Annotated in this window: 25 protein-coding genes; 3 read left to right on the top strand and 22 right to left on the bottom strand. The window is 65.5% G+C overall.

What is annotated here, in order from left to right; all coding sequences use genetic code 11:
* The first annotated feature begins 43 nt into the window (after positions 1-43).
* Both flgK and flgL read left to right on the top strand, forming a co-directional pair.
* On the top strand, positions 44-2,002 hold the full coding sequence (gene flgK / locus H3H39_RS05130; RefSeq protein ID WP_182152230.1) for a flagellar hook-associated protein FlgK: 1,959 nt from the start codon (positions 44-46) through the stop codon (positions 2,000-2,002).
* 23 nt (positions 2,003-2,025) lie between these two features.
* Entirely contained in the window at positions 2,026-3,288 is a 1,263-nt protein-coding gene (gene flgL / locus H3H39_RS05125; protein WP_229217874.1) for a flagellar hook-associated protein FlgL, read from the top strand.
* A 29-nt stretch (positions 3,289-3,317) separates the two neighbouring features.
* Here the strand turns inward: flgL and fliR are convergent, their stop codons facing one another.
* The 13 genes from fliR to fliF form a co-directional block, all read right to left on the bottom strand.
* Positions 3,318-4,169, bottom strand: a complete 852-nt coding sequence (gene fliR, locus H3H39_RS05120; protein ID WP_182152229.1) for a flagellar biosynthetic protein FliR — start codon at positions 4,167-4,169, stop codon at positions 3,318-3,320.
* A gap of 39 nt (positions 4,170-4,208) precedes the next feature.
* Complete coding sequence (gene fliQ, locus H3H39_RS05115; RefSeq protein WP_182152228.1) at positions 4,209-4,478, bottom strand: flagellar biosynthesis protein FliQ; 270 nt, start codon at positions 4,476-4,478, stop codon at positions 4,209-4,211.
* Between the two features lie 12 nt (positions 4,479-4,490).
* A complete protein-coding gene (fliP, locus tag H3H39_RS05110; RefSeq protein WP_182152227.1) occupies positions 4,491-5,261 on the bottom strand; it encodes a flagellar type III secretion system pore protein FliP in 771 nt (256 codons plus the stop codon).
* A complete protein-coding gene (fliO, locus tag H3H39_RS05105; RefSeq protein ID WP_182152226.1) occupies positions 5,251-5,928 on the bottom strand; it encodes a flagellar biosynthetic protein FliO in 678 nt (225 codons plus the stop codon). Before fliO ends, fliP begins: the two co-directional genes overlap by 11 nt.
* Before the next feature lie 3 nt (positions 5,929-5,931).
* A complete protein-coding gene (gene fliN / locus H3H39_RS05100) occupies positions 5,932-6,351 on the bottom strand; it encodes a flagellar motor switch protein FliN (protein WP_182152225.1) in 420 nt (139 codons plus the stop codon).
* A gap of 35 nt (positions 6,352-6,386) precedes the next feature.
* Positions 6,387-7,367, bottom strand: coding sequence for a flagellar motor switch protein FliM (gene fliM, locus H3H39_RS05095; RefSeq protein ID WP_182152224.1), 981 nt, complete (start codon positions 7,365-7,367; stop codon positions 6,387-6,389).
* 7 nt (positions 7,368-7,374) lie between these two features.
* Positions 7,375-7,899, bottom strand: a complete 525-nt coding sequence (gene fliL, locus H3H39_RS05090; protein WP_375540404.1) for a flagellar basal body-associated protein FliL — start codon at positions 7,897-7,899, stop codon at positions 7,375-7,377.
* 229 nt (positions 7,900-8,128) lie between these two features.
* Complete coding sequence (locus tag H3H39_RS05085) at positions 8,129-9,646, bottom strand: flagellar hook-length control protein FliK (protein WP_182152223.1); 1,518 nt, start codon at positions 9,644-9,646, stop codon at positions 8,129-8,131.
* 50 nt (positions 9,647-9,696) lie between these two features.
* Complete coding sequence (fliJ, locus tag H3H39_RS05080; RefSeq protein WP_182152222.1) at positions 9,697-10,137, bottom strand: flagellar export protein FliJ; 441 nt, start codon at positions 10,135-10,137, stop codon at positions 9,697-9,699.
* Between the two features lie 35 nt (positions 10,138-10,172).
* Complete coding sequence (gene fliI / locus H3H39_RS05075) at positions 10,173-11,594, bottom strand: flagellar protein export ATPase FliI (RefSeq protein ID WP_182152221.1); 1,422 nt, start codon at positions 11,592-11,594, stop codon at positions 10,173-10,175.
* A gap of 22 nt (positions 11,595-11,616) precedes the next feature.
* Positions 11,617-12,375, bottom strand: coding sequence for a flagellar assembly protein FliH (locus H3H39_RS05070; protein WP_182152220.1), 759 nt, complete (start codon positions 12,373-12,375; stop codon positions 11,617-11,619).
* Positions 12,375-13,373 carry a flagellar motor switch protein FliG gene (fliG, locus tag H3H39_RS05065; protein ID WP_182152219.1) on the bottom strand — a complete coding sequence of 333 codons (999 nt, stop codon included), beginning with the start codon at positions 13,371-13,373 and terminating at the stop codon, positions 12,375-12,377. The genes H3H39_RS05070 and fliG overlap by 1 nt, the downstream gene beginning before the upstream one ends.
* Entirely contained in the window at positions 13,366-15,111 is a 1,746-nt protein-coding gene (gene fliF, locus H3H39_RS05060) for a flagellar basal-body MS-ring/collar protein FliF (RefSeq protein WP_182152218.1), read from the bottom strand. The genes fliG and fliF overlap by 8 nt, the downstream gene beginning before the upstream one ends.
* 242 nt (positions 15,112-15,353) lie before the next feature.
* Here fliF and fliE point away from each other — a divergent pair, with 242 nt between their 5' ends.
* The gene (gene fliE, locus H3H39_RS05055) at positions 15,354-15,695 is read left to right on the top strand and encodes a flagellar hook-basal body complex protein FliE (RefSeq protein WP_182152217.1); all 342 of its coding nucleotides are present in this window, start codon (positions 15,354-15,356) and stop codon (positions 15,693-15,695) included.
* An 89-nt stretch (positions 15,696-15,784) separates the two neighbouring features.
* Here the strand turns inward: fliE and H3H39_RS05050 are convergent, their stop codons facing one another.
* The 9 genes from H3H39_RS05050 to H3H39_RS05010 all read right to left on the bottom strand — a co-directional run bounded on the left by H3H39_RS05050 (position 15,785) and on the right by H3H39_RS05010 (position 25,999).
* On the bottom strand, positions 15,785-16,519 hold the full coding sequence (locus H3H39_RS05050) for a flagellar brake protein (RefSeq protein ID WP_375540403.1): 735 nt from the start codon (positions 16,517-16,519) through the stop codon (positions 15,785-15,787).
* 44 nt (positions 16,520-16,563) lie between these two features.
* A complete protein-coding gene (locus H3H39_RS05045) occupies positions 16,564-16,896 on the bottom strand; it encodes an EscU/YscU/HrcU family type III secretion system export apparatus switch protein (protein ID WP_182152215.1) in 333 nt (110 codons plus the stop codon).
* Positions 16,886-18,238: a flagellar hook-length control protein FliK gene (gene fliK / locus H3H39_RS05040; protein WP_182152214.1), complete on the bottom strand. Its 1,353-nt coding sequence runs from the start codon at positions 18,236-18,238 to the stop codon at positions 16,886-16,888. Before fliK ends, H3H39_RS05045 begins: the two co-directional genes overlap by 11 nt.
* A 14-nt stretch (positions 18,239-18,252) precedes the next feature.
* Entirely contained in the window at positions 18,253-18,582 is a 330-nt protein-coding gene (locus tag H3H39_RS05035; protein ID WP_182152213.1) for a flagellar protein FliT, read from the bottom strand.
* Positions 18,583-18,585: 3 nt separating this feature from the next.
* Entirely contained in the window at positions 18,586-19,026 is a 441-nt protein-coding gene (gene fliS, locus H3H39_RS05030) for a flagellar export chaperone FliS (protein WP_182152212.1), read from the bottom strand.
* Between the two features lie 17 nt (positions 19,027-19,043).
* Positions 19,044-21,728, bottom strand: a complete 2,685-nt coding sequence (gene fliD, locus H3H39_RS28280) for a flagellar filament capping protein FliD (protein WP_182152211.1) — start codon at positions 21,726-21,728, stop codon at positions 19,044-19,046.
* Positions 21,729-21,987: 259 nt separating this feature from the next.
* The gene (locus H3H39_RS05020; protein WP_182152210.1) at positions 21,988-22,377 is read right to left on the bottom strand and encodes a flagellar protein FlaG; all 390 of its coding nucleotides are present in this window, start codon (positions 22,375-22,377) and stop codon (positions 21,988-21,990) included.
* An 87-nt stretch (positions 22,378-22,464) separates the two neighbouring features.
* A complete protein-coding gene (locus tag H3H39_RS05015) occupies positions 22,465-24,030 on the bottom strand; it encodes a flagellin N-terminal helical domain-containing protein (protein WP_182152209.1) in 1,566 nt (521 codons plus the stop codon).
* A gap of 376 nt (positions 24,031-24,406) precedes the next feature.
* Complete coding sequence (locus tag H3H39_RS05010) at positions 24,407-25,999, bottom strand: GGDEF domain-containing protein (RefSeq protein ID WP_182152208.1); 1,593 nt, start codon at positions 25,997-25,999, stop codon at positions 24,407-24,409.
* Positions 26,000-26,134 lie beyond the last annotated feature (135 nt).

Here is a 26,134-nt window from a genome sequence, read left to right as displayed (position 1 = left end):
CCGCGCCGCCGTAAATTAACCACACAGAGCGTTAGAACACATCATGTCCCTACTGAGCATCGGAAAAAGCGGTTTATTGGCGGCCCAGGTCGGTTTATCCACGACCGGCAACAATATTACCAACGCCAGCGTGGCCGGCTACAGCCGCCAGGTGGCGATCCAGGCCGACACCGGCACCCAGGACATGGGTTTCGGCTTCGTCGGCACCGGCACCGAGGTGAGCCAGGTCAAGCGCTATTACGACGACTTCCTGAACAACCAGTTGCGCGGCGCGGAAACCACCAAGGCGTCGCTGGACACGTATTTTTCGCAGATCAGCCAGATCGACAACTTGCTGGCCGATCCCACGGCCGGCCTGTCGCCGGCCATGCAGGATTTCTTCAACGGGGTGCATGACGCGGCCTCCAATCCGGCCTCGGCCGCCTCGCGCCAGGCCATGCTGTCGAGCGCCGACTCGCTGGCCGCCCGTTTCCAGGGCTTGAGCGCGCGCCTGTCGGAGATCGGCGACGGCGTCAACAGCCAGGTCACGTCCACCGTCACCCAGATCAATTCCTACGCCAGCCAGATCGCGGCCCTGAACGACAGTATTGCCGGCCTCAGCAGCGACCCGTCCAAGGCGCCCAACGATTTGCTGGACCACCGCGACCAGTTGTTGACGGAATTGAACAAGCTGGTCAAAACCACCGTCATTCCGGGCGAAAACCACATGCTGACCGTGTCAATCGGCACCGGCCAGCCGCTGGTGGTGGGCAACCATAATTTTTCGCTGGCCACCACCACCTCGCCCACCGACGTCACCCGCGTGACGGTGGGCTATCAGGTTGGCAACGTCGTCAGCGCCTTGCCCGAGAGCGTGTTCGCGGGCGGGCAGCTGGGCGGCTTGCTGGACTTTCGCAGCGGCGCACTGGACAAGGCGCAAAATGAGCTGGGCCAAGTGGCGGCCGGCATGGCCACCGCGTTCAACCAGCAGCATCACCTGGGCCAGGACCAGAACGGCGCCCTGGGCGGCGACTTCTTCGCGCCGGTGCAGGCGTCGGTGGCGGCCAGCACCCGCAATTCGCCGCTCAGCACGGCCGACGTGACGGCCGTCGTGTCGGACCCCAGCCAGCTCACGGCCAGCGATTACAGCGTCGATTACGACGGCACCAATTTCTATGTGACCCGCCAGTCCGACGGCACCAAGACCCAGATCAACCCCTTCCCGCAAGCGGTGCCGCAAACCATCGACGGGGTCGATTACACGATCACGGGCGCGCCGCAAGCGGGCGACGATTTCCTGGTGCGCCCGACCTACAGCGCGGCCGCCAATTTCAAGGTGGTGCTGAGCGACCGTACCAAGGTGGCGCTGGCCGCTCCCATCAGCACCTCCGCGCCCACCACCAATGTGGGTAGCGCCAAGATCAGCGCCGGCAGCGTGGACGTCAACTATCTGACGCCGGGCAACGCGCTGGCGGCGCCCGTGACGCTGAGCTATAACAAGGCGGCCAATACGCTGTCGGGCTTTCCGCCGGCGCAGGACGTGACGGTGACTGTCAACGGCGTGCCCACCCTGTACCCGGCCGGCACGCCGTCGATCCCGTACACGGACGGTGCGGCCATCAGTTTTGGCGGCGTTAATTTTTCCATCAGCGGCGCCCCGGCCGACAACGATACCTATATCGTCGGCCCCAACACGGCGGGCGTGGGTGACAACCGCAATGGCCAGTTGCTGGCCGGCTTGCAGACCAAGAATGTGCTCGATGGCGGCAACGCCACGTTCCAGTCCTCGTATGCGCAAATGGTCAACTTCGTGGGCAACAAGACGCGCGAAGCCCAGATCAGCGGCCAGGCCAGCGATGCGGCCGTGCAGCAGGCCACCAATGCCCAGCAGAGCGTGTCGGGCGTCAACCTGGACGAGGAAGCGGCCAATCTGCTGCGTTACCAGCAGGCTTACCAGGCGTGCGGCAAGGTGATGCAGGTGGCCGGCCAGTTGTTCGACGTGTTGATGAACCTGGGCGGCTGAGAATTTTTTGACAGGATAGCATCATGAACATGCGCATCAGCTCCAAGACGATTTATGACATCGGGGTCAACCAGATCGGCACCCTGCAGACCTCGCTGGCGCGCACCCAGCAGCAACTGTCCACGGGCCGCAAGAACCTGACGGCGGCCGACGACCCGATCGCCACCGCGCGCGCGCTGGAGGTGACGCAGTCGCAATCGATCAACACCCAATTGGTGACCAACCGCCAGAACGCCAAGAGCAGCCTGGGCCAGGAAGAGGTGGCGCTGACCAGCACCACCAGCCTGCTGCAGGACGTCAAGACGCTGACCGTGAACGCCGGCAATGGCTCGATGACGCAAAAGGACCGCGAATCGCTGGCGGTGGAACTGGAAGGGCGGCTCACCGATCTGCTGGGCATCGCCAACACGGCCGATGGCGCCGGCGGTTATTTGTTCTCGGGCTACAAATCGACCACCTTGCCGTTCACCCAGACGGCCACCGGCGCCGCCTACCAGGGCGACCAGGGCCAGCGCGAACTGCAAGTGGGCTCGACCCGCAAGCTGGCCATCAGCGACTCCGGTTCGTCCGTGTTCGAGAACAATATCAACGGCAATGGCACCTTCCTGACGGGCGCCGCTGCGGGCAACTATGCGCGCGGCGGCAGCGGCATCATTTCGCCCGGTTCGGTCCAGGATCCCACCCTGCTGACGGGCCACCAGTACCAACTCGACTTCGCCGTCACGCCGGCCACGCCCGGGGTGCCCAGTGTGACCACCTACACCGTGACAGACCTGACTTTGAACCAGCCGGTGCCGCCAGCGCCGGTGCCGGCCACGCCGATTCCCTACGTTAGCGGGCAGAACATCACGTTCGACGGCATGCAGTTCGACATCAAGGGGGCGCCGGCCGACCTGGACCAGTTCACGGTCCAGCCTTCCACCCGGCAGTCGGTGTTCACCACACTGACCGACCTGATCAGCACGTTGCGGGCACCCGGCGACGGTGCCGCCGGCCAGGCCAGCTTGACCAACAAGCTCAACCAGGCCAATGCCAGCATCGACAACTCGCTCGACAACGTGCTGTCGGTGCGGGCCGAGGTCGGTTCGCGCTTGAAGGAGCTCGATTACCTCGACAGCGCGGGCGATGACTTGAACCTGCAATACGCGTCCACGCTGTCGGACTTGCAGGATGTCGATACCGTCAAGGCGATTTCCGCATTTACCCAGCAGCAAATCACCCTGGACGCGGCGCAAAAATCGTTCAAAACGCTGTCGGGCCTGTCCCTGTTCAACTATATCAGCTGACCCGCGGCGCCCCATGGTGGCGCGACCGGCTAGGGATGTTGGCCGGGTGGACGCTGCGGCGTCAATGGTGAGGTGGGCGTCTTGATCGCATCTTGCCGTTGCGACCACGTGCGCGGCAGGAGCCGGGCCCGTTCTATGCCTTCCAGGAACAGGTTTTGCATGGGTGTCGCCAGGTAGGGGAGCGACATGGCGATCACCAGCAGACCTACACCCAAGGTGATGGGAAACCCGATCCCGAACAAGTTCAGTTGCGGCGCGGCCCGTGTCAAAATGCCCAGCGCCACGTTGGTGATCAATAAAGCGGCCACGATGGGCAGCGACAGTTGCACCCCGGTGCTGAAAATGATGCTGCCCCAGTCCGCCAGCTGCTTGAAGCCGCCCCCATACAGGGGCCGGGCCGACACCGGCAGGCTGTTGAAACTTTCCACCAGGGCCGACAGCAGCACCAGGTGCGCGTTGACGGCCAAAAAACCCATGGTGGCCACCAGCGCCAGGAACTGGCTGATGGCTGACGAGCGGCCCTGGGTGTTAGGATCGAAAAACGTGGCGAACCCCAGGCCCATGGTCAGGCTGCCGATCTCGCCCGCCATTTCCACGGCCGCGAACACGATACGGATGGAAAACCCCATCGCCAGTCCCACCAGCAACTCTTGCGCCAGGATCAGCAGCCCGGCCAGCGACAGCGGATCGGTGGCCGGCAGGGCCGGTACGGCCGGCGCCACGATCAGCGCCAGCAGCACGCCCAGCCCCACCTTGATGGTGACCGGCACGGCCGAGTTGCCGAACAGGGGCGCGGCCGCGATCAAGCCCAGGATGCGCGTGAGCGGCCACAGCAGCGCCGCGATCCACGTATTCATCTCGGCCGTGGTCAGCGTGATCATGCGCGCCCGCCTGTGCTGCTCTGTCCTGCCATGGCCGCCTCAGCCCACCAGGCCAGGAATGCCGCTGAACACTTCCCGCATGTAATCGAGCATCACGGCCAGCATCCACGGTCCGGCCACCACCAGCGCGACAAAAATGCCGACCAGCTTGGGGATGAACGACAGCGTGGCTTCGTTGATCTGGGTGGCGGCCTGGAAAATGCTCACCACCAGGCCGATGACGAGCGCCACCAGCAGCAGCGGGGCGGCGATCATCAAGGTCACCTCCATCGCGTGGCGGCCCATCGTCATGACGCTTTCCGGAGTCATCTTGCGGCCTCGTCAGTAAAAACTCTGGGACAGCGAACCCAGCAGCAATTGCCAGCCATCGACCAGCACGAACAGCATCAGCTTGAACGGCAGCGAGATCACGGCCGGCGACATCATCATCATCCCCATCGACATCAGCACCGACGCCACCACCATGTCGATGATGAGGAAGGGGATGAAGATGGCGAAACCGATCTGGAACGCCGTCTTGAGCTCGCTGGTGACGAAGGCCGGGATCAAGACCCGCAGCGGCACATCCTCCGGACCTTGCAGGGCCGGGGTGCGCGACAGCTTGACGAACAGGGCCAGGTCGGCCTGGCGCGTCTGCTTGAGCATGAATTCCTTGAGCGGGGCCACGCCCTTGTCCATCGCCTGGCCCATGGTGATCTTGTTTTCCTGCAAAGGCTGGTAGGCTTCCGTATAAATTTTGTCGAACACGGGCCCCATCACGAACAGGGTCAGGAACAGGGCCAGCCCCACCATCACCTGGTTGGGCGGGGCCGACTGGGTGCCCAGCGCCTGGCGCAGCAGCGACAGCACGATGATGATGCGGGTGAAGCTGGTCATCATCAGCAGCGCGGCCGGGATGAACGACAGCGCCGTCATCAGCAGCATGGTCTGGATCGGCAGCGTGTAGCTGGTGCCGCCGCCGGCCGCCGGGGTGCTGGTGAAGGCCGGGATGCCCGGTTCGGCCGCCGCCCACAGCGGCAGCGCCAGTACCACCAACGTGAGCAGCCACTTGCATGCCGCGCCCGGCGTCAGGCCGACTTGCTTATTTGCCATTACGTTTTTCTATTGTGTGTTTGAGCCATTCGGCGAACTGGGCGCCGGGCAAGGCCGGCGCCAGCACGGCGTCGTCGGCCGGGTCGTGCGGCTGGCGCGCCATGGTGGCCAGCGCGTTCATGCGGCCGGGCGAGGCGCCCACCACGATCCACTGTTCGCCCACTTCCACCACCAGGATACGTTCGCGCGCGCCCACGCTGAGCGCGCCCACCAGGCGCACATGGGCGCCGCCGGTGACGGACTTGGGACCGAAGCGCTTGAGCAGCCAAGCCGCGCCCACCAGCAGGGCCAGCACGAAACCGAGCGCGAAAATGCTTTGCAGCAGGCCACCGGTGGCTGACGGCGCCGGCGCCGGCAGCGTCATGGCCGGCAACGGCGCGCGTGCGGGGGCGGCGGGCAGGGCGCCGGCCGGGGGGGCGGATGGGACGGCGGCCGGCGCGGCCGGTACGGCCGTATCCTGCGGCGCGGACTGGGCAGCGGCGGCGGCGGCGCCAGCCGGCGTGGCTGGCGCGGGCGCCACTGTCGATGTGGTTGCTGTGGTTGCTGTCGTCGCGGTGGCGGGCGCCGCCGGGGCGGCGCCGATGGTGCCCGACACGCTGCGCTGGGCCTGCGCGGGAGCGGCGGCCAGCGCCGCCAGCAGCAGGCCTAGGAGGAGGGCAGGTTTCATTGATTACTTATTGAGTTTTCGGATACGTTCAGACGGCGTGATGATGTCGGTCAGGCGGATACCGAACTTGTCGTTCACCACCACCACCTCGCCCTGGGCGATCAGGCAGCCGTTGACCAGCACGTCCATCGGCTCGCCGGCCAGGCCGTCCAGTTCCACCACCGAGCCCTGGGCCAGTTGCAGCAGGTTCTTGATGGCGATCTTGGTGCGCCCCAGTTCCACCGTCAGCTGGACCGGGATATCGAGGATGAAATCGATATCGTTGTGGGTTTCCGTCTTGCTTTGCTGTTTGGAAAAGTCCTGGAACACGGCGGCGCTGGCGGCCTGCTGGTTCTGCAGCGCCTCGGCTTCGGCCTTGGCCTGCTCGGCGATCGCGGCGCCCCAATCATCATCCAAGCTTTGATCGTCTTGATTATCCGACATGTTACTCTCCTGTGTAGCTGTAGTCGCTGGACCGCTTATTTGATGTTATCGGCATTGGCCAGCAATTTCTCGACCTTGAGCGCGTATTGTCCGTTCAATACGCCGTAACTGCAATCCATCACGGGGACCCCGTCCACCGTGGCCGAGATCATTTCCGGAATGTTCAGGGGGATGATGTCGCCCACCCGCATGTTGAGGATTTCGTCGAACGACACGCGGGCCGTGCCCAGCGAGGCCACCAGTTCCACTTCCGCGATCTGGATCTGCTGCGTCATCAGACGGATCCACCGTTTATCCACTTCCAGCGCCTCGCCCTGCAGGCTGGAGGTGAGCGCGTCGCGGATCGGCTCGATCATGGAATAGGGCATGCAGAAGTGGATCTGGCCCGACACGGAACCCAGTTCCACCGTGAAGGTGGAGGCCACCACCACCTCGTTGGGGGTGGCGATGTTGGCGAACTGGGTGTTCATCTCTGAACGGATGTATTCGAACTCGACCGGATAGACCGGTTCCCACGACTTGGTATAGGCCTCGAACACGATGTCGAGGATGCGCAGGATGATGCGCTGCTCGGTCTGGGTGAAATCGCGGCCCTCGACCCGGGTGTGGAAGCGGCCATCGCCGCCGAACAGGTTGTCCACCAGCAGGAACACCAGGCCCGGATCGAACACCATCAGGGCCGTGCCGCGCAGCGGCTTCATGTGCACCAGGTTGAGGTTGGTGGGCACCACCAGGTTACGGATGAATTCGCTGTACTTGGACACCCGCACCGAGCCCACCGACACTTCGGCGCTGCGGCGCAGGAAATTGAACAAGCCGACGCGCAACAGGCGCGCGAAGCGCTCGTTGATGATCTCCAACGTCGGCATCCGGCCGCGCACGATGCGCTCCTGGGTTGCCAGGTTGTAGGTTCTGACTCCCGCGACTTCTTCCGGCGCCTGCGCGTCGTCCTGATCGCCGTTGACCCCCTTTAACAGGGCATCGACTTCTTCCTGGGAGAGAAAATTATCGGCCATGACAGTATTACTGAATGATAAACGAGGTAAATAAAACGTCGGTCACGTCTTGCGGCGCGCCGTGGTCTTCAAACGGTTCCTTGACCTGGGCGATGATTTCCGCGCTCAGTTGCTTCTTGCCTTCGGGCGTATTGATTTCCGACGCATGTTTGCCCGACAACAGCAACAATAGCCGGCTACGCACCTTGGGCATATTGTTCTTGATCAGTTCCACTTCCTCCAGGCCCGACACCTGCAGCGTGAACGCCAGTTGCAGGTATTGGTCGGCGCCGTTTTCCGGCTGCAAATTGACGGTGAACGGTTCGATCGGCACGAACACGGGCGGGCCGGACTTGGCCTGCTTGTGCTTGGTCTTGGCCGGTGCTTCCTCGTCCGCTTTTCCGTGCAGGAAAAACCAGGCCGCGCCGCCACCGATCCCGCTCAGCGCCAGCACGGCCGCCACCACGATGATGATCAGCTTTTTCTTGCCGCCACCGCCAGCCGGTGCGGCATCCGCTTTGGGGTCAGCCTTCAATTTGGGATTCGCTTTCAAAATAATCCTTGCGTCATGCGATAGTGGTTCACGCCGTCATTATGTCATTATCGGCAAAGACTGCGCATCAGCATCGATGGAAAAGAGGGGGGAAGCGGGGCTTGCTCCACGTTTCCTTGATGAAACAAACAACAATGCGCAGCAAAATGGGGACGTGACACCATTTTCTGTTAAAAATGTGTTACGTCCCCATGTTGTGCCCTGTCCCCGTTGTGCCGGGGCGGGGTGCTCAGGCGAAGGTGTCGACCGCGCCGGCCGGCAGGCGGCGGACCGGCGCGGCGCCGCGCGGCGCCGCTTCGGTGCTGTCGCGGCCGAAGCGGGAACCGCCCTGGCCGGTGCCGCCACCGTGGCCCGACTGGGTCGAGGCGGCCTGCTGTTGGAAGCCCTGGTCCTGGTTGCTCATGCCGGCCGACACGGTAGCGTTGCCCAGCTGGATGCCGGCGTCGCCCATCATCTCACGCAGCTTGGGCACGGCCGCTTCCAGCGCCTGCCGCACTTCCGGCTGGGCCGACGAGAACGCCACCGTGGCGTGGTCGTTCGAGATGCTCAGCACCACCTGCACTGGCCCCAGGTCCGGTGGATTCAATTCCATGGTGGCGCTCTGCTCGCCGCCGGCGGCCATGAAGACGATCTTCTGTCCCAGTTGCTGGTCCCAGCCGGGCGTGCCGACCCGGGCCGGCAGCCGTTCGGCCGGCACGGCGGCAGCCGCCGCCTTGGCCACTTCCAGGCCAGCCACGGCGGCCGGGGCGAGCGGGGGGGCGGCCGGTGCCGGTGCCGCGGGCGTGGCCGCTTTCAGTGCGGCGGCCGTTTCGGCCGGCGCGGCCTTGGCCACCGTGACGGGGATGGCGTTGTCCGGCGCGGGCCGCTCGCCGCCCGCTTGCACGGCGGCGTTGTCCGCTGGCGCCGCCTTGGGCTTGTGCTGGCCGACGCCGTCGGCGCCAGCGTCAGCCTTGGCGCCGTCGACGGTACTGAGCTGGGCCAGGGTGGCGTCGCCGCCGGCCGGCGCGCTGGCGGCGGCGCTGGCGGCGGCATCGGCTGGGCCGGCGGCGGCCGGATCCGCCTTGGCGCCGGCCAGGGCCGCGCCGGCCTGGGTCAGCGTGGCCTGAAAATCTTCCGTGCCGGCGGCCTGGCCGGCGCCAGCCTGGAGCAGGGCGGGGTCGGTCACGGTGGCGGCGGACGTGGCGTCGGCCGCGTCGGGCAAGGTGGTAGCTGCGCCAGCGCCAGCGTCGGTGCCCAGCGCGGCCGGGGCCGCCTGCGTGAGCGCCGCCGGCAGCGCGGCCGTGGCGGGCGCGGGGGGCGGATTGAAGGCGGCCACCAGGGCCAACATGTCGGCCACGGGGCCATCCAGGGCGGCCTGGGCGTCGCTTTGGGCGCTGTCCGCGTCGTCGTCGTCGGCCGGCTTGCCGGTGGCGGGCGCGGCGCTGGTGGTGGTGGCCGGCGGCGCGCTTTTCGCGCCCGGCTGCACCGAGCTGTCCGCTGCGCGCGCCGTGGGCGCCGGATTCTGTTTGGCCGGCGCGCCGGCCTGGCGGGTCGGCATGCCGCTTGGGCGCGGGGCGGCCGGCGCGGCCGGCTGGCGCTCGGGCGTGCGGGTGGGCGCGTTGCTGCCGTTGGCCGACTGGCGCTGCTCCATCTCGCGCGACAGCGCGCGCTGGAACTGGTTATCCTGGCCGTTCGCGTTCAAGCTCACCTTGGGTGCGGCGGCCGCCTTGGCGCCGATGGTGGGCAGGGGAAGGATGGGAGTTTGCATGGTTGCGCCGTTATGGTTGGTTGCCGCCGAGCTCAATGGAGCGTGGGTCTTCAGCGTTTGTAATAAGCCTGTCGTGCTGCGTGTTCGTCCATCTGCTTCTGGTCGCGCTTGGCTTCGACCTTGAGTGCGGCCGCCGCCGCCCGCTCGTTGAGCGCGGCGTAGGACATGCGTTTGCGCTCGCTGGCCTGCCAGGCCTGTTTTTCCTGCGCGCTACGCTGTTCGGCGTGCCGTATCACTTCCTGCTGGCCCGTGATGGCGTGGTCCAGCTTGCCCATGAAGGCTTGGAAGTTGCGGTAGGCCATGGGCGTGATGCCGGCGGCCTGGGCCGCTTCGAAGCGCTTGACATACTCGTCCCGGTAGCCGATCAGCATCTGGTGCTTTTCTTGCGCCTCGGCCACCGCTTTCAGGGCCGCGCCCAGCCGCTTGGCGGCGTCGTCGGTTTCCCGTTGCGCCAGCTCAATCAGCGTTTGTAGTTGAGATTGGGATGCCATGATCAAGCATTATAGGCGTCCTGTCTGACAGGCAATCAGTCGAATAGCGAGGTAAGTTGCCCCAAGCTCTCGCTCATCGTGACCCGTTCCGTGATCTGTTGCTGGAGGAAATGTTCGATCTTGTCGTGCAGCGCGATGGCCTGGTCCAGCACGGGATCGGTGCCGGGCGCATAGGCGCCCACGCTGATCAGGTCGCGGCTGCGCTCGTAGCGCGAAAAGAGTTGCTTGAGGTTGCGGGCCTGGGTCTGGTGCTCGTGCGACGTGATCGAGTGCATGGCGCGGCTGATCGATTGTTCGATGTCGATGGCCGGGTAGTGGCCGGCCTCGGCCAGGCGCCGGTTCAGCACGATGTGGCCGTCGAGGATGGCGCGGGCCGAGTCGGCGATCGGATCCTGCTGGTCGTCGCCTTCCGTCAGCACGGTGTAGAAGGCGGTGATGGAGCCGCCACCCAGCTCGCCATTGCCGGCCCGTTCCACCAGCACCGGCAGCTTGGCGAACACGGACGGCGGATACCCCTTGGTGGCGGGCGGCTCGCCGATGGCCAGCGCGATCTCGCGCTGGGCCATGGCGTAGCGGGTCAGCGAATCCATGATCAAGAGCACGTTCTGGCCCTGGTCGCGGAAATGTTCAGCGATGGCGGTGGCATAGGCGGCGCCCTGCAAGCGCATCAGGGGCGGCGTGTCGGCCGGGGCCGCCACCACCACCGAGCGCGCCAGGCCTTCCTCGCCCAGGATCTGTTCGATGAATTCCTTGACCTCGCGGCCCCGTTCGCCGATCAGGCCGACGACGATCACGTCCGCTTCCGTGTAGCGCGCCATCATGCCCAGCAGCACCGATTTACCGACGCCGGAACCGGCGAACAGGCCCATGCGTTGCCCCCGGCCCACGGTCAGCATGGCGTTGATGGCGCGCACGCCCACGTCCAGCGTTTCGACGATGGGGGCGCGGCCCAGCGGGTTGGCGGGGCGCACGTTGATGGGGGCGCTGTCATGCGCGTGCAGTGGACCGAGCTGGTCGAGCGGACGGCCGGCGCCATCGAGCACCCGGCCCAGCAGTTCCGGTCCCACGGGCAGGTGGCGGGCCCGGTCGCTGGGACGGCGGCGCGGATGGGCCACGCTGCCGGGGCGGGGGATGGCGGGCTCGACCGGGAAGACACGGGTGCCGGGCACGATGCCTTCCACGTCGCTTTGCGGCATCAGGAACAGGCGCTCGCCTTCGAAACCGACCACTTCCGCCTCCACCTTGCCGCCGCTGGGCAGGGGCACGGTGCAGGCGGCGCCCACGGCCAGCCGCAGGCCGACCGCTTCCATCACCAGGCCGGCCACGCGCGTGACGCGGCCCGACACTTGCATCGGTTCCACAAAGCCGGCCAGCGCGCCGCAGTCGTGCAGATAGGCTTGCCAGCGGCCGCTGTGGGGATTGGCGGGACCGTTGGGGTCGTCGGCAGAGGCGGGCATCAGGTGCTCCATCACGTCCATCTCAGGCCAGCCAGTCCACGTCCTTGCCCAGCGCGTGGGTCAGGCGTTGCCAGCGTGAGGCGGCCTGGGCGTCGATCTGGTTGCTGGCCGTGTCGACCTTGCAGCCGCCGCGGCCCACGCTGGGGTCCTCGATCACGCGCCAGCCGCCCTTGTCCAGTTCCTCGCCGATGCCCTCGCGCACGACGGACGCGTCGTCCGGGTGCAGCACCAGCAGCGCTGGCTGTTGCAATACGGGCAGGTATTCGATCGCTTCGCGCACGATGGGCAGCACCAGTTCCGGCTTCACGTGCAGCGCCGTCTTGAGCATGCCCTTGGCCAGTTGCAGCGCCAGTTCCAGCACGTCGTTGGCGATCAGCTGGTCGGCCTGCTGCACGGCGGTGCCGAACGAGGCCGTCAACGCTTGCAGGTGTTCCAGTTCCTTGGCCGATTCGATCTTGCCCAGCGCCAGCGCGTCCGCATGGCCGGCCGCGTGGCCTTCCTCGTAACCGTCGAGGCGGGCCTGCTCGCGGATCGCTTCCACTTCCTCCACGCTGGGGTAGGTGGGCGGCGGCGGCAGGGGCGGGCCGATCTCGGCCAATTGCTGTTGCTGTTCCAGTAAGGTTTGTTGCAGTTGCAGTTCCTGTAATTCCTGGGCGTGCTGGGCTTCCAGCGCTTGCTGCTCGGCTTGGCGCGCGGCCAGCGTGCTGGCCCGCTCGTCGCCGAACGACGTCATCTCCCAGCGCTGGAACGCCGTTTGCTGCTCTTTCGGAATGGTAGCCATCAGACGAAGGAATCCTCACCTTTGCCGCCAAGCACGATCTGGCCTTCGTCGGCCAGACGGCGCACGATCTGCAGGATCTGTTTCTGCTGGGTTTCCACTTCGGACAGGCGTACGGGGCCTTTCGATTCCAGGTCTTCGCGCATCATTTCGCCGGCGCGGGCCGACATGTTCTTGAAGATCTTGTCGCGCAATTCCTGCGACGCGCCCTTGAGCGCGATGATCAGCATTTCCGACTGCACTTCGCGCAGCAGCAGCTGGATGCCGCGGTCGTCGATATCGATCAGGTTGTCGAACACGAACATCTCGTCCATGATCTTCTGCGCCATGTCGTTGTCGTAGTTCTTGATGTTGTCCATCACCGAACCTTCCTGCTCGCCGCTCATGAAGTTCAGGATCTCGGCCGCCGCGCGGACCCCGCCCAGCGATGATTTCTTGATGTTTTCATTACCCGACAGCAGCTTGGTGAGCACGTCGTTCAGTTCGCGCAGCGCGGCCGGCTGCACGCCATCGAGGGTGGCGATGCGCAGCACCACGTCGTTGCGCAAACGGTCGGTGAAGTTGCCCAGGATTTCGCAAGCCTGGTCGCGTTCCAGGTGGACCAGGATGGTGGCGATGATCTGCGGGTGTTCGTTGCGGATCAGCTCGGCCACGGAATTGGAATCCATCCACTTCAAGCTTTCGATGCCGGACGCGTCCTTGCCGCCCAGGATGCGCGACAGCAGCACGGAGGCCTTGTCGTCGCCCAGCGCCTTGGTCAGCACCTGGCGGATGTATTCGTCCGAATCGAGGCCCACGGTGGAGGCGGCCGCCACCTCGTCGCGGAAGTTGTCGAGCGTGTCGACCACTTGTTCGTGCGGCACGTTTTTCATGGTGGCCATGGCCGCGCCCAGCTTGAGCACTTCGCGCGGGCCCAGGAATTTCATCACTTCGGCCGCTTCCGTCTCGCCCATGGCCAGCATCAGGATGGCCGCTTTTTGCAGTCCGGTATTCTCAGTCATTGGCGCCTACCCAAGCTTTGATGATATTGGCCACGATGCGTGGATCGTCGGCCGCCAGTTTCTTGGCCATGGCCAGGTTGTCACGATAGGAGCGGGCCGTATTCTCTTCCATCTGGCGCAATTCCTCTTCCGCGATCAGGACCGGATCCGGTGCGTGTTCCACCGGTTCCGGCTCCGGTTCCGGTTCCGGCTCCGGCGCGTTGATTTCGTCGATCTTCTTGAACACGGGCCGCATCATCGGGCGCACGATGCGCAGGAAGATGTACAGCAGGATCAGGGCCGTGATGAGGAACTTGGCCAGCTCCTTGGCCATCGGCAGGTTGGCCGGATCGCGCCACCAGTCCAGTGCCGGCTCGTGCGGGCGGTCCACGCCGTCAAACGGCGAGTTGGCCACGCTGACGGCGTCGCCGCGGTCCTGGTTGTAGCCCATGGCTTGCTTGACCAGGTCGTTGATCTTGCCCATCTCCTCGGGCGTGTAGGGCTTGATGGTGACCTTGCCGTTCTTGTCGATGATGCGGCGGTAGTTGACCACCACGGCCACCGTCAGGCGGCGCAGGCCGCCCATGCCGCGCTGCTCGTAGCGCACCGTCTTGTCGACTTCGTAATTGGTGGTCGATTCCTTGTGGCTCTGGCCGTTGCCGGTGGCGTTGGTGGCGCCCGGTGGGGTGCCGGGGGCGGGCGCGGTGGCGCCGGGGCCGGTGGCCGTCAGCGGCGCGGTGGCCGTGCCCGGCGGCTGGTTCGACAGCGCGCCCGGTATGCCGGACGGGTTGGTGTTGCCGGCGCCGCCGCTCTCGCTGGTCTGCTGGCTGCGGATGGCCGAGGCGGCCGGCGGCGAGTTCGGCTTGTACGTCTCGGCCGCCTGCTCGACCTGGGAAAAGTCGACGTCGGCCGTCGCTTCAGCCCGCACATTGTTTTCGCCCACGATGGGGATGATGATCGATTCGACCTGCTTGATGACGGCGTTCTGCATCTCCTTCACATACTTGAGCTGCGTCTCATCCATGTTCTTGGCGTTCAGGCCGGCGTTGCCGTTCTTGTTCAGGTCGGAGATCAGGTTGCCGGCCTGGTCCACCACCGTCACGTTGGCCGGCAGCAGTTCCGGCACGCTGGAGGCCACCAGGTGCACGATGGCGCTGGTTTGCTGCGGGTCGAGCACGCGGTTGGGGTGCAGGTTGAGCAGCACGGAAGCGGTCGGTTTTTGCTGGTCGCGCACGAACACGGATGGCTTGGGCAAGGCCAGGTGCACGCGCGCCGACTCCACCGCCGCCAGCGACTGGATCGAACGGGCCAGTTCGCCTTCGAGCGCGCGCTGGTAATTGACCTGTTCCAGGAACTGGGACACGCCCAGCTTCTGGTTCTCCATCAATTCGAAGCCGACGTTGCCGCCCTTGGGCAAGCCCTGGGCCGCCAGCTTGAGGCGGATGTCGTGCACTTGCTCGGTGGGCACGAGGATCGCGGTACCGTTCTCGGAAAACTTGTGCTTGACGTTCAGCTTGTCCAGTTCGGCCGTGATGGCACCGCCGTCGCGGTCGGTGAAGTTGGAGAACAGCACACCGTATTCGGGCGGCTTGTTCCACAGCCACAGGGCCAGGATCACGGCCAGCACGCCGGCGGCCGCGCCCCCGCGCAGGAAATTCTTGCCCATCGGCGTCTGGATGAAGGGCAGCTTTTCCGCCGCCTCGTCGGGCGCGGGCGCTTGCTCTGCTGCGTCGATGTCGCGTTCTTCGGCTACGGCCATGGTGGGTGTGAGGTTCTCTGAGTGTCGCTATCCAATCCCCTGCCGGGAGTTGGGCCTGATACGGATTATCGCCGGGAACAGGGGAATTCAAATGGTCAAACAGAACCCCGTTTCCCCTCCTGCTCGCGCGTGCCGCTGGCGCCTGGACTGTTATTCTGACAGCCTGACAGTCACTATTGTAACGTGCGCTGTCGTCCTGGCCGCCGGAAGTTGTTCCGCGGCAGCAACAAATTGGAGTCAAGATGAGAACAGGTGGTATCGACGGCAGCCAGATCCAGGCCATGATCGCGCAGCTGAAAGCCCACGCGACGCGGCCCCAGGCCACGCCGCCCGTGGTGCAGACGGAAACCCCGGCCGCGAAAGTCAATTTCGCCGACGCGCTGAAAACTTCGCTGGACGCGGTCAACGCCAGCCAGGTCAAGGCCGATGCGCAAGGCAAGAGCTTCGCCATGGGCGACGACGGGGTCAGCCTGTCGGACGTGATGATCTCGATGCAGAAGGCCAGCATCAACTTCCAGGCCACCATGCAGGTGCGCAACAAGCTGGTGACGGCCTATCACGACATCATGAACATGCAAGTGTAATTGTATTGTAGTTATACTATCATCGGATCATCATCCAATGATAATGATGTCCGGCGCCGGCCGGGCCGGGCTGGAACGCCCCCGCCCGTTCAACCGAGGCCGGCCAGGCGGGCGTTGCGCTCGCGTTCGAGCTTGGTGATGTAGCGCTGCACCTGGGCCAGCATGGGCCGGGGGATGTCGATGAACTGGCAACCGAGGCGGCGGTTCGATTTGTTGTTGAGCAAAGTCATGTCGAGCGAATTGCGGATCTGCAAGGTCGTGACGATGGCGCCCACGTCCGGCAAGTCGATGCGGCAATCCACATAGTTGTGACCAATGGTGTCGCCCAGCAACTGCTTGTTGTCGAGGATGGCGATGCCGCCGCAGCTGATGTCGGCCAGCGGAAACGGGTGGTTGCCCCCGCCCAGCTCGGCCGGCAGGGGAATCGCCACCCGCACCGGATTGCTGACCGGGGTGTTCATGCGGTAGAACTCGCGCCGCTGCAAACGGATCAGCGTGGCCGGCAAGGCCATGCGGAACGCCGGGTTACCCCGGTATAAGCACTTTTCCACCTTGTTCGAAGAAAACAGGATGCGGATCTTGTCCAGCGTCGTCTCGAAATGGACGGCCGCCGCGCCCACCACGCGCTGGTTCTGCTCGCGGTCGATGGAGCAATCGAGGATGACGGCGTCGTTGTCGGGCTGCACTTCCAGGATGGACGTCACGCACACGTCGGCCTCGCCCTGCACCAACATGCGGATCAGCTGGTTCTTCTCGCCGATGCTGCGCAGCAGGGCGATAATCTCCCGGCGCGACTCGACTTCGAAGTCATGCCAGTTTTCCAAGTCTGCTTCCTGTCGTAGTGAATGCATCGCGTCCGTATCGGGGTCTAGGGTTCGGTGAGCGGCAGGCTGGTATCGGGCGGCGCGGGAAGCGGCGCGCCTGATTTTTGCGCTGATTCAATATGATATAGCCAGGCCAACAGTTCCGCAATCGTACGATACAGGGTGGGCGGAATCTGGTGGTCGAGGTCGATTTCCATCAACAGCGACACCAGTTCCTTCGATTCGTGCACGAACACATCGTGCTCCTGGGCCACGGCGATAATCTGCTCGGCCACCAGGCCGCGGCCCTTGGCCACCACCTTGGGCGCGGCCGCGCCCGTCTGGTAGGCCAGCGCCACGGCGCTTTGCAGCGGGCGGCGCGGGGCGTCACGGCTCATGGTGCTCTCCGGCCTGGGCGGTATCGGCGGAGATGGTGAGCGAGGACAGCGGTGCGCCGGCCGCCGCCATCGCTTGTTCCAGCAGGCCGGCGTAGGCGCGCAGCGTGACGGCCGACTGGTCGCTGCCCGTTTGTACCTGGATCTGCACCTGGTCGCCGACCAGGGTGACGGAGGCCGCCACCTGGCCCAGCAGCGGAAAGCGGAACCGTACGCCGCTGCGCCACACCTGTTCCGGCTGGCCATCGGCGCCGTCGCGCCCGTCGCCACGCCGCTGGCTGTCGCTGTCGCGCTGCTCGCGCCGCACTTCCCACTGCATGGGCTGGCCCGGCCACGCCTCGCCCTGCCATTGCACCCGGCCTTGTTCGTGTGCGTGCAATTGCTGGTTGATCATCAGCGCCGCCGACAGGTCCGGGCCGCCGGCCTGGGCCCGTGCGCCGCCGTCGGCCAGCGCTTGCTGCTGGCGCTGCATCTGCGGTTCGCGCATCAGGTCGGGCAGGCTGCGTTCGCCCTTGACCCATTCGGCCACATGCGATTCGTAGAACAGGCCGCTTTGCGCGATGGTCGTTTGCAGCTGCTGGGCCAGTTGCTCGGGCACGGGCGGCGCGCCGGCGGCCACCAGCGGCGTTTTTCCCGTCAGCACGACGGGCGCGCCAGCCGGGGTGGCCGGTGCGGCCGTGAGCACGGTGGTCAGCACGCGCGCGGCCGCGCTCAGCGTGGGCGGCGGCGTGCTGGCGTCCAGCGATGGCAATTCGCTGGCGGGGATCAAGGGCGCCCTGGCCAGCAGGGCGGCGCCGGCCGTGGCCGGGCGCGCCAGCTCGGCGGACGCGGGCGTGGCGCTGGCGGTGGCCCCGTTGCCCTGGTTGGCGCCTTGGGCGCCGGCTGGCAAGGCTTGCTGGGCGGTGCTGGCCGGGCTGGCCGTTGGCGCGCCCGCCGCCGGGCGGGCCGCGCTGGCGGCCGTGTCCGGCGCGGACGGTGTGGGGTGGTAGAGCTGGGCGTCGGCGTCGGCCGGCGGGGTGTCGCTGTAGACCAGGGTGGCGGCACTGCCGGGGGTGTTGCCGAGCTGGAAAGTGGGGCGGGGCTGGGCCGCGATCACGGTCAGCGGCACTTCGCTGCCGACTTGCACCCCGGGCGGCAACAGCATGCGGGCCGCGTTGTCGGCCACCCGCACCAGGAAGCTGCCGTCAGGGTATTTCGACAGCACGGTCGCTTGCAGCGACTGGCCCACCAGCGCCTGCAGGTTGCGCTGGAACGCGGCCTGGCGGGCGTCGCCGATGGCCGGCGTGCCATGTACGGCGTCGGCCGCGGTGAGCGGGCCGACGGTGGCGTCCAGGCGCGGCAGCATGGCCCCCGCCGGGATCAGACGCTGCCGTAGGCGTTGACCAGGCGCCGTTCCGTGCCGGTGTTATTGATCAGCTTGGACAACTGCGCCATCCACGGCATGGTCAGGTCGCGGATCTGGCGGTCGGCGTTGAGCATCTGGCGGATCAGTTCGATCTTTTGCTCGCGCTGGGCGCCCTGCATGGGCGCGGCCGGCTCATGCGCGCGCAGGCGCTGGACATGGGCGGCGCAGCGCTGCTCCAGCTGCACCAGCTGGTCCCAGTCACTGGCGGTGGCGGCCTGCACCATCTGTTCGGTCAGTTCCGCCATGGCGGCGTACACGGTCAACACTTCTTGGCTGGTCATCATCGTTCAGGCACTCGCGAGGGAAGGGGTGGGGGTGGCACGGCCGGTGGTGGCCGGGGCGTCGCCGATGGCGTTCCAGGCGTCGCGCAGTTCCGTCAGCAGGCGCTGCACTTCCTCCAGGATGGCCGGGTCGTTTTGCAGGTTGGCCGCCAGCAGGCGCGCGCTCATGTATTCGTAGAGGGCGTCCAGGCCTTCGGCGATCTCGCCGCCGGCCTTCTTGTCGAGCGCGGCGCGCAGGCCGCTGTCGATGATCATGATGGCCTTGGAGATGGACTTGCCTTTTTCGCCGATGTTGCCACTGCGCATGGCAGCCTGCGCCGTGTTGATGGCCACCAGGGCGCCATCGAACAGCATCACGATCAGTTTGTGCGGGCTGGCGGCGAGCACGCCCGTTTCCATGCCGATCTTGGCATAGGCATGCACGCCAGTTTGTCGGGATCCGAACATAGGGTATCTCCTGTCTGTTAACCGTTTTTGGCGATGGCCGCCAATTGTTGCGATAAATACGATTGGGTCGTGTTCAAGCTGGCCACCAGCGTATCGAGTTTGGTGTATTGGGCCCGGTAGCGCGCCTCGACATCGACCAGGCGGGCGCTAAGCGCATCCTTTTGCTTGCCGATATCCTTGACGCTCTGGTTCAGCCCGTTGGTGCGGCTGGTGATATAGCCTTTACTGCCCAGGAAGTTGGCGGCCAGGTTGTTCAGCTGGTAGGCATAACCTTGGGAGAAGCCGATGTCGCCGCGCGAACCGGTGGTGTCGCCATCGATGGTGAGCTTGAGGCCGGCGACGGGGGCGCCGGGGGCGCCCGTCAGCGTCTGGCCATCGCCGGTAGCGGCGTAGCCACCGATGGTGCCGGCCACGTCCACCCCGTCCACCGACGCGGCGCCGCCGAACAGCGATGCCACGCTGCTGCCGGTGTCATCGACCAGGCTGATATTCGATTGGGCGCCATAGCGGTTCGATTCCAGCTTGAGCTTGCCGTCGGTGCCGATCGTGGCGCTGACCGACCAGCCCGCGTTGGCGAAGCCGCTCACGCCGTTGATCGACGATTGCAGCTGGGTGGCCAGCTGGCTGGGCGTGTAGGTGCCAGCCGGCAGCGTGATGGTGGCCGTGCTGGCGGCCGTGGCCGTGTCGTTCAGTTTGACGACCCAGGTGGTGTCGCTGTCGATCACGGTGCTGGCCGGCACGGCGGCGGCGCTGGTCAGGTTGCCCTTGGTGGCCAGCGTGGTGATATCGAGCGCGTAGTCGCCGGCCTGGGTGGCCGAGGTCGAACTGACGAAATTGATCTTGCTGTCGCTGGTCTTGCCGACGGCCGCGAACAGGCCCGCGATGTCGTTGAAGTTGCTGGTGATGGCTTTGTTCAGCTTGCCCGTGTCGAGCGTCAACGTGCCATCCTTCTGGAACGAGATGCCGATCTGCGACAGGTTGGTCAGGTTGCCCTTGAGCCCGGTGATTTGTTGCGACAGCTGGCGCCGCACGGACGCCTGCAGGTTGCGTACGGTGGCGTCGCCCAACAGCGGGCCGCCGGTCTTGGTATCGGCGTTATAGCCCGACAGCTGCGTGATCTGGTTGTTGAGGTCGTTATAGGCCTTGACGAAACTGTTGACCGAATTGGTCAGCGAACCGGTGTCGCGCGCCACCGTCAGGCTGCTGCTGCCGGTCTTGCTCACGTTGAGCGAGACGCCGGCGATGGCGCCGCTGATGGAGGCGCTGCTGCTGCTGACGGCGATGCCGTTCACGTTGGCCAGCGTGTCGAGCGCGGACGCTTTCTGGCTCATGTTCTGCACCCCGCCCGGGTCGTAACCGAGCAGATTGACCAGGTCGGGGTCGGCCGGGTTGCCGTTGGCGCCGCTGAGCGTGATGCGCATGGTCGACGAGGCGCCGGTGGCGGTGGAGGTCAGCACCAGGTGGTTGGGGGTGGCGTTGGCGCCGGTGGCGCCGTCCGACACCAGGCTGGCGGTGACGCCGAAATTGCCCTTGTTGATGGCGGCCGCGATCCCTTGCAGCGTGTTGTTGCTGGTGTCGATGACGATGCTGCCCGAGGTGCGGTCGGGATCGGCCGTAAAGCCGGCCCCCAGGTAGGCGCCGCCCACGCCCGCCGTCAAGCCGGCGGCGGCCGGATTGGTGCCGCCCACGGTGATGGGGCTGGCGTCGGCCGACTCCAGCGCAATGGTGCTGACGGCCGTGGTGGTGGACCCGATATTGGCCGTGCCGCTGTTGCCGATGCCGCCGGTGACGCTGCCGCTGACCGCTTCGGCCACGTTGATGTTGGTGCCGTCGGCGTTGGTGAACTGCAAGGTGCCGCCGGCGGCCGTGCCGCTGATGGTGATGTTGGCGTCGGCCAGGGCGCGGGTGACGGCCGTATCGCCGGTCAGTGCCGTATCGAGCGCGGCCGCGTCGATGCTGCCGGCGGCGCCGGCTGCCACGCCGGTGGCCTGGCTGGCGATGGTCACGCCGCCCACTGTCAGCGCGTACGTACCGCCGCCGCTGGTATCGACCGCGCCAAAGGTGCTGGCGCCGGCCGCGCCGAACAGGGTGGCGCTGGTGACGGTGGCGCTGGCCTTGGCCGATACGCCCGTGGTGCCGCTCTTGGCATTGATGGCGTCGGCCAGCAGGCGCGCGCTGCGGGTGCTGCCGTCGGTGGCGATGGTGGTGCCGTTGAGGGTCAGCGCGCCCGGCGTCAGGCCGCCCGTTTTCACCCCCGCGCCCAGGGCCGTACCGGCCAGGCCAAAGGTGCCGCCGGCCACCGTGCCCAGTGCGAAGTTGATGGTGGTGGTGGCGCCCAGGCCGATGGCGGCCGTGGTGCTCTTGTAACCGCCCGAGGCCAGGGTCTGCGCCTGCGCCACCTGGCTGACGTTGATGCGGTAGCTGCCCGGCAGCGCCTTGGTGGTGGCGCTGGCGCTCAGCACGCTCGAATCGCTGGGGACGGCGCTGAGCGACTGGAAGCTCGACAGCGAGGTCAGCGACGACAGCGAACTCTGGAACTGGCCGAGCGCGCCGGACAGGTTGCCAAAGGCCGATACCTGGGCCAGGTAGCTGGCCGATTTTTTGTCGAAGTCCGCCAACGGGGCGGACTCCACCTGCATCAGCTTACTGACGATGGTGTTGACGTCGATGCCAGAACCGATGCCGGGAGAAGAGATACCCACGTTGGACTCCTAAGGAAAGCAACAATATAAGACATTATCGGCGCAATCAAAGAGGACTTGAGAGGGGGAAATGCCGGTCTGTTTGCCTTTCGCTTAAAAATTGTGCAGCGGCAAACGGGTTCGTGCCGTTGATGCGGCGGGCGGGGAAGCTGGCCGCGCGGGGGCGGGGCGGGCGCGATCGGCACGGGACGCATGGCTATAGCTTAGCGCAAACATGCCATGATGGAAGGAAAAGCGGCGCGCCCCTGGCGCGTCCGCTTCAGGCCGTCTGCTTGATCAGCAGGCCGGCGTTGTGGCTGGCGCTACCCAGCGATTTAGCGATCTCCAGCGCTTCGGGCGAGGGGATCTGACGCAGTACTTCCTTGGTGGTCTGGTCGATCACTTTGACGACGGTGCGTTTGCTGTCCTTGTCGATGGAAAATTCCAGTCCCTGGGCGCGGGCCTGGGGTGACTGGTTCAGCTGCGACACGGCTTGCGACACCTGGTCCAGGGTCGGCACGGCGGCCGCGCCTTTGACGGCGGCTGCCGTCTCGACGGCGGTGGCCGGTGCGCGCGCCGCGCCGCCGGAGGCGGGGGCGGCATCGTAGCCGGCAGGATGGCGCTCGATCGGGCGCGCTGCCGAGGCAGTGCTTAATGAGTCGATGGTCATGATGGTTCCTATTTGTGCAAAAACCCCGGCTGCACGAGGCAGCCGGGGAACCGGGTTTTAACGATGTAGGTCCATCGTCACACGGGTTTAACCACGCAGCAGCGACAGCACGCCGTTCGGCAGCGAGTTAGCCTGGGCCAACATCGCGGTACCGGCTTGTTGCAGGATCTGGCCGCGGGTCAGGCTGGCCGTTTCCGCCGCGAAGTCGGTATCTTGAATCCGGCTACGCGAGGCGGACAAGTTCTCCGTCGTCGTTTGCAGGTTCGAGATGGTCGAAGCGAAACGGTTCTGGATCGCACCGAGCGACGCGCGGTTGCTGTTGACCTGGTTCAGGGCCGAGTCGATCGACAGCAGCGCGGCGTTGGCGCCGGCCACGGTGGAGACGTCGATCTTGGCCACCGATTGCAGGTCGCTACCGGTGTTGTTGTTGGCGCCCGTACCATCGGCAGCGTTGTTGACCACGTTGGTGGCGGTGCTGGTGATGGTGAAGCCGCTGTCGGACGAGAAGGCCAGGCTGCCACCCACCGTCATCGACTGGCCGCTGGCGCCGATCGCCGTCGCATTGGCGGCCACGGCGGCGGTCAGGCCTGCGGCTGGCTTTTCCGCACCACGCATGGTGGTGGCGGTCAGCAGGTCGTCGGCGGCCGAGTTGACGTTCTTGATCTGGATGTCGTCGCCCGACGCTTCAGTCAGCACCACTTCCTTGACGTTGGTGGTCGAGTTCAGCTTGACGGCGGCCGTGATGCCGGTGGTGCCGGACTGGGCGTTGATGGCCTGGGCCAAGGCCGACAGGTCGTTGCCTTTCACCTTGGCCGAGATCGTCACCGGGGTCGAATTGGCGTCGTTGGCGACGGAATTCTGGCCGCGCAGTTCGAATTGCACGGAACCGTCGACGCCGGTGGCCAGGCCCGACAGGGTGGCCGTGGTGCTGGCGGTGGCCGTCACGCCGGTGGTGCCGCTCAGGGCGTTGACGTTGGCGGCGATCTGCTTGGCGCTGTCGGCCAGCTTGACGTCCACGCTGGTGGTGGTGCCGGTACCCGAGGTCACGGTCAGAGTCTGTGCCGTCACGTTGTTGGCGGTGCCACCGAACGCGTCGGAGATCTGGCCGCCAGCGGAGGTGAAGGCCGATTTCAGCGTGTTGTTGCCGATGTCGGAAGCCTTGGCGCTCTGGATGCCCACGTTGATGGTTTGGTTCGAATTGGCGCCGACCTGGAACTGGGTGCTGGTCAGGCTGCCGTCGAGCACGTTCTGGCCGTTGAACTGGGTGGTGTTGGCCACGCGGTTCAGTTCCTGGGACAGCGACGATACTTCGTTCTGGATCGATTTGCGGTCCGAATCGGAGTTGGTGCCGTTGGCCGACTGCACGGCCAGTTCGCGGATACGCTGCAGCAGGTCACCGGCCGTGCTCAAACCACCCTCGGCAGTTTGCGCCAGCGAGATACCGTCGTTGGCGTTGCGTGCCGCCTGGGTATCGCCGCGAATCTGCGAAGTGAAGCGCTCGGAAATGGCCAGACCGGCGGCGTCGTCCTTGGCGCTGTTGATGCGCAGGCCGGAAGACAGACGTTGCAACGAGGTCGACAGCGAAGCCTGCGAGGTGTTCAGATTGCGTTGTGCGTTCAGCGAGGCGATGTTGGTATTGATGGTTGCAGCCATGATATTTCTCCAGACTAGTACTTCGATTTGGGCGACTTGCTCATTTCACTTTGGTCTGTCTCCGCGTTCCGAGACAATCAAACCGCTGTTGTAATGTGTAACGGTTGCCCCACGGGAAAATTTAGCGAAAAAAGAGCGCGAAATTTTCACTTGCGGGGCTAAACGTTGGTGGCCCATGCCCGCTTAAACGACCGCGACCGGTGAATCTTTAGGGTGAAAATAATTATATTTTGCCCTTTATTTCCGCCAGTTTTGGACAGGGTGGCGGGAATTTTGTGGTCTTCATGTTAAGCATAGTGCGTGGTGGAGATGAAAAAAAGGCCGGCGCCATCGCTGGCGCCGGCCTTGGGGGCGGCGGATAAGGCGGGGCAAGCCGTCAGTCAGCCACCACCACCCGGTTCTTGCCCGACTGCTTGGCCTGGTACATGGCCTTGTCGGCCCGCTTGACCAGTTCGCCCTGTTCCTCGTTGGGACGGCGCAAGGCCACCCCGGCCGAGAAGGTGATCAGCACTTTCTCGTTATCGTGCAGGAAGAAGTGCTTGGTCAGCTCGCGCTGCAGCCGGGTCATCGTCTGCGAAGCCGCCTCCACCGTCGTCTCCGGCAGCAGGATCAGGAATTCCTCGCCGCCGAAGCGGGCGATCACGTCCATTGAGCGCAGCGTTTCCTTGACGATCTTGACCAGGTGCTTCAAGGCCGCGTCGCCGGCGATGTGGCCGTAGGTGTCGTTGAGGCGCTTGAAGTCGTCCAGATCGAGCAGGGCGATGCACAGCGGCGTGCCGCGGCGGTCGGAACGGGCCGTCTCGCGCTCGAACACGTCGTCCAGGCCGCGTCGGTTGAGGCTGCCCGTGAGCTGGTCTTCACGCACCAGTTCGCTCATATGCTGCAGCTTTGCTTCCAGCGCGTGGATGCGCTGTTCGGCGTCCTGCACTTCCTGGCGCGCCAGCACCATCTTGTCGCGCGCCTTGAGCGCTTCGTTCTGGACGATGCGGGTTTCGCGCAGCACGTCGTCGAGAATCTGGTTCAGTTCGCCGATATTCTCGGCCCGGCTGATCTTTTCCGAATAGCCGCCGATCTTCTCGTGGAAGTCGCCGGTGGAGGCGGCCACCTGGCCCAGGCGGTCGATGAAGGTCATCATCATGTTCTTGACGGTGAGCTTGACGTCCGACAGGCTGTGCTTGAGCTGGCTTTGCTTGTAGATCACGTCCTTCAGGCTGCGGGTGGCGTCCTCCAGCGCGCGCTGGTCGATCGGGCCGGCGATCAGGTTTTGCACGGCGTCGATCTGGCCGCGCAGCCAGCTGTCGTCGTCCAGCAGTTCGCTGACGTTTTCCAGCAGCAGCTTGAACAGGCGCAGCAACAATTCCTGCTGCTCGGCCGTGTCGCCGCTCTTGAGTTCGATCTGGTAGCACAGTTGCTTGAGGCGCACGGCGATTTCGGCCAGTGCTTCCTCGCTGTGGGCCTGGCGGGTGGCCGCGCCCAGCGATTCGGCCTCGGCCACCAGGGCCGGCGCGCCCGTCAGCAGCGAGGCGACGGCGAAGGTGAGCGTGCGGCTGAGCAGGTCGCGCAGCATGCGGCTTTGTTCGGAATCAGGGGCGGCGGCCGTCTCGATGCCTTTCTTGACGGTGATGTGCTTGTCCACCAGTTGCGACAGGGCTTTGGCGTAGCCATCCCAGTCGCGCGACTTGACGGCGCGGTTGAAGCGGCGGCCGAACTCGGCCAGGTCGCCCACGCCGTCCGACAACCGGCTGGCGAAGCCGCTCAGCACCGATTCCGGTCCCGGGTCAACGCTGCCCAGCGGCGCCGGTGGCATGGCGGGCACGGCCGGCGGCAAACCGGCGATTTCCAGATAGATGTCGCGATAGGCGTCGGGCGTGGGCGCGATGCGGCGCACGGCAAGGCGGCGGAACGCTTCGCGGGCGATATCGGCCGGGTTCTGTTCCGCCGCGGCCGCTTGGGTGTTTTTGCTAGACATGGTTGCGCACAGCCTCTTTCAGTGACTCAGTCCTATCATGATAGGCGACACGGCGGCCGTGCATAGCGACGATTAGCGGCCGGAAGGGGTCTTAATTAAACGCATACGAAATATTCTTCTTGGCAATTTTATTGT

It is taken from the genome of Rugamonas apoptosis, assembly GCF_014042355.1.
Taxonomy (GTDB): domain Bacteria; phylum Pseudomonadota; class Gammaproteobacteria; order Burkholderiales; family Burkholderiaceae_D; genus Rugamonas; species Rugamonas apoptosis.
The sequence above is the reverse complement of the archived record's forward strand: the minus strand, read 5'-3'. Positions and strand labels throughout refer to the sequence as shown.

What these genes read in the sequence shown, in the direction of transcription:
- flgK (WP_182152230.1), top strand. Translation starts at nt 44, where the DNA reads ATGTCCCTACTGAGCATCGGAAAAAGCGGTTTATTGGCGGCCCAGGTC.
- flgL (WP_229217874.1), top strand. Translation starts at nt 2,026, where the DNA reads ATGAACATGCGCATCAGCTCCAAGACGATTTATGACATCGGGGTCAAC.
- fliR (WP_182152229.1), bottom strand. Translation starts at nt 4,169, where the DNA reads ATGATCACGCTGACCACGGCCGAGATGAATACGTGGATCGCGGCGCTG.
- fliQ (WP_182152228.1), bottom strand. Translation starts at nt 4,478, where the DNA reads ATGACTCCGGAAAGCGTCATGACGATGGGCCGCCACGCGATGGAGGTG.
- fliP (WP_182152227.1), bottom strand. Translation starts at nt 5,261, where the DNA reads ATGGCAAATAAGCAAGTCGGCCTGACGCCGGGCGCGGCATGCAAGTGG.
- fliO (WP_182152226.1), bottom strand. Translation starts at nt 5,928, where the DNA reads ATGAAACCTGCCCTCCTCCTAGGCCTGCTGCTGGCGGCGCTGGCCGCC.
- fliN (WP_182152225.1), bottom strand. Translation starts at nt 6,351, where the DNA reads ATGTCGGATAATCAAGACGATCAAAGCTTGGATGATGATTGGGGCGCC.
- fliM (WP_182152224.1), bottom strand. Translation starts at nt 7,367, where the DNA reads ATGGCCGATAATTTTCTCTCCCAGGAAGAAGTCGATGCCCTGTTAAAG.
- H3H39_RS05085 (WP_182152223.1), bottom strand. Translation starts at nt 9,646, where the DNA reads ATGCAAACTCCCATCCTTCCCCTGCCCACCATCGGCGCCAAGGCGGCC.
- fliJ (WP_182152222.1), bottom strand. Translation starts at nt 10,137, where the DNA reads ATGGCATCCCAATCTCAACTACAAACGCTGATTGAGCTGGCGCAACGG.
- fliI (WP_182152221.1), bottom strand. Translation starts at nt 11,594, where the DNA reads ATGCCCGCCTCTGCCGACGACCCCAACGGTCCCGCCAATCCCCACAGC.
- H3H39_RS05070 (WP_182152220.1), bottom strand. Translation starts at nt 12,375, where the DNA reads ATGGCTACCATTCCGAAAGAGCAGCAAACGGCGTTCCAGCGCTGGGAG.
- fliG (WP_182152219.1), bottom strand. Translation starts at nt 13,373, where the DNA reads ATGACTGAGAATACCGGACTGCAAAAAGCGGCCATCCTGATGCTGGCC.
- fliF (WP_182152218.1), bottom strand. Translation starts at nt 15,111, where the DNA reads ATGGCCGTAGCCGAAGAACGCGACATCGACGCAGCAGAGCAAGCGCCC.
- fliE (WP_182152217.1), top strand. Translation starts at nt 15,354, where the DNA reads ATGAGAACAGGTGGTATCGACGGCAGCCAGATCCAGGCCATGATCGCG.
- H3H39_RS05045 (WP_182152215.1), bottom strand. Translation starts at nt 16,896, where the DNA reads ATGAGCCGTGACGCCCCGCGCCGCCCGCTGCAAAGCGCCGTGGCGCTG.
- fliK (WP_182152214.1), bottom strand. Translation starts at nt 18,238, where the DNA reads ATGCTGCCGCGCCTGGACGCCACCGTCGGCCCGCTCACCGCGGCCGAC.
- H3H39_RS05035 (WP_182152213.1), bottom strand. Translation starts at nt 18,582, where the DNA reads ATGATGACCAGCCAAGAAGTGTTGACCGTGTACGCCGCCATGGCGGAA.
- fliS (WP_182152212.1), bottom strand. Translation starts at nt 19,026, where the DNA reads ATGTTCGGATCCCGACAAACTGGCGTGCATGCCTATGCCAAGATCGGC.
- H3H39_RS05020 (WP_182152210.1), bottom strand. Translation starts at nt 22,377, where the DNA reads ATGACCATCGACTCATTAAGCACTGCCTCGGCAGCGCGCCCGATCGAG.
- H3H39_RS05015 (WP_182152209.1), bottom strand. Translation starts at nt 24,030, where the DNA reads ATGGCTGCAACCATCAATACCAACATCGCCTCGCTGAACGCACAACGC.
- H3H39_RS05010 (WP_182152208.1), bottom strand. Translation starts at nt 25,999, where the DNA reads ATGTCTAGCAAAAACACCCAAGCGGCCGCGGCGGAACAGAACCCGGCC.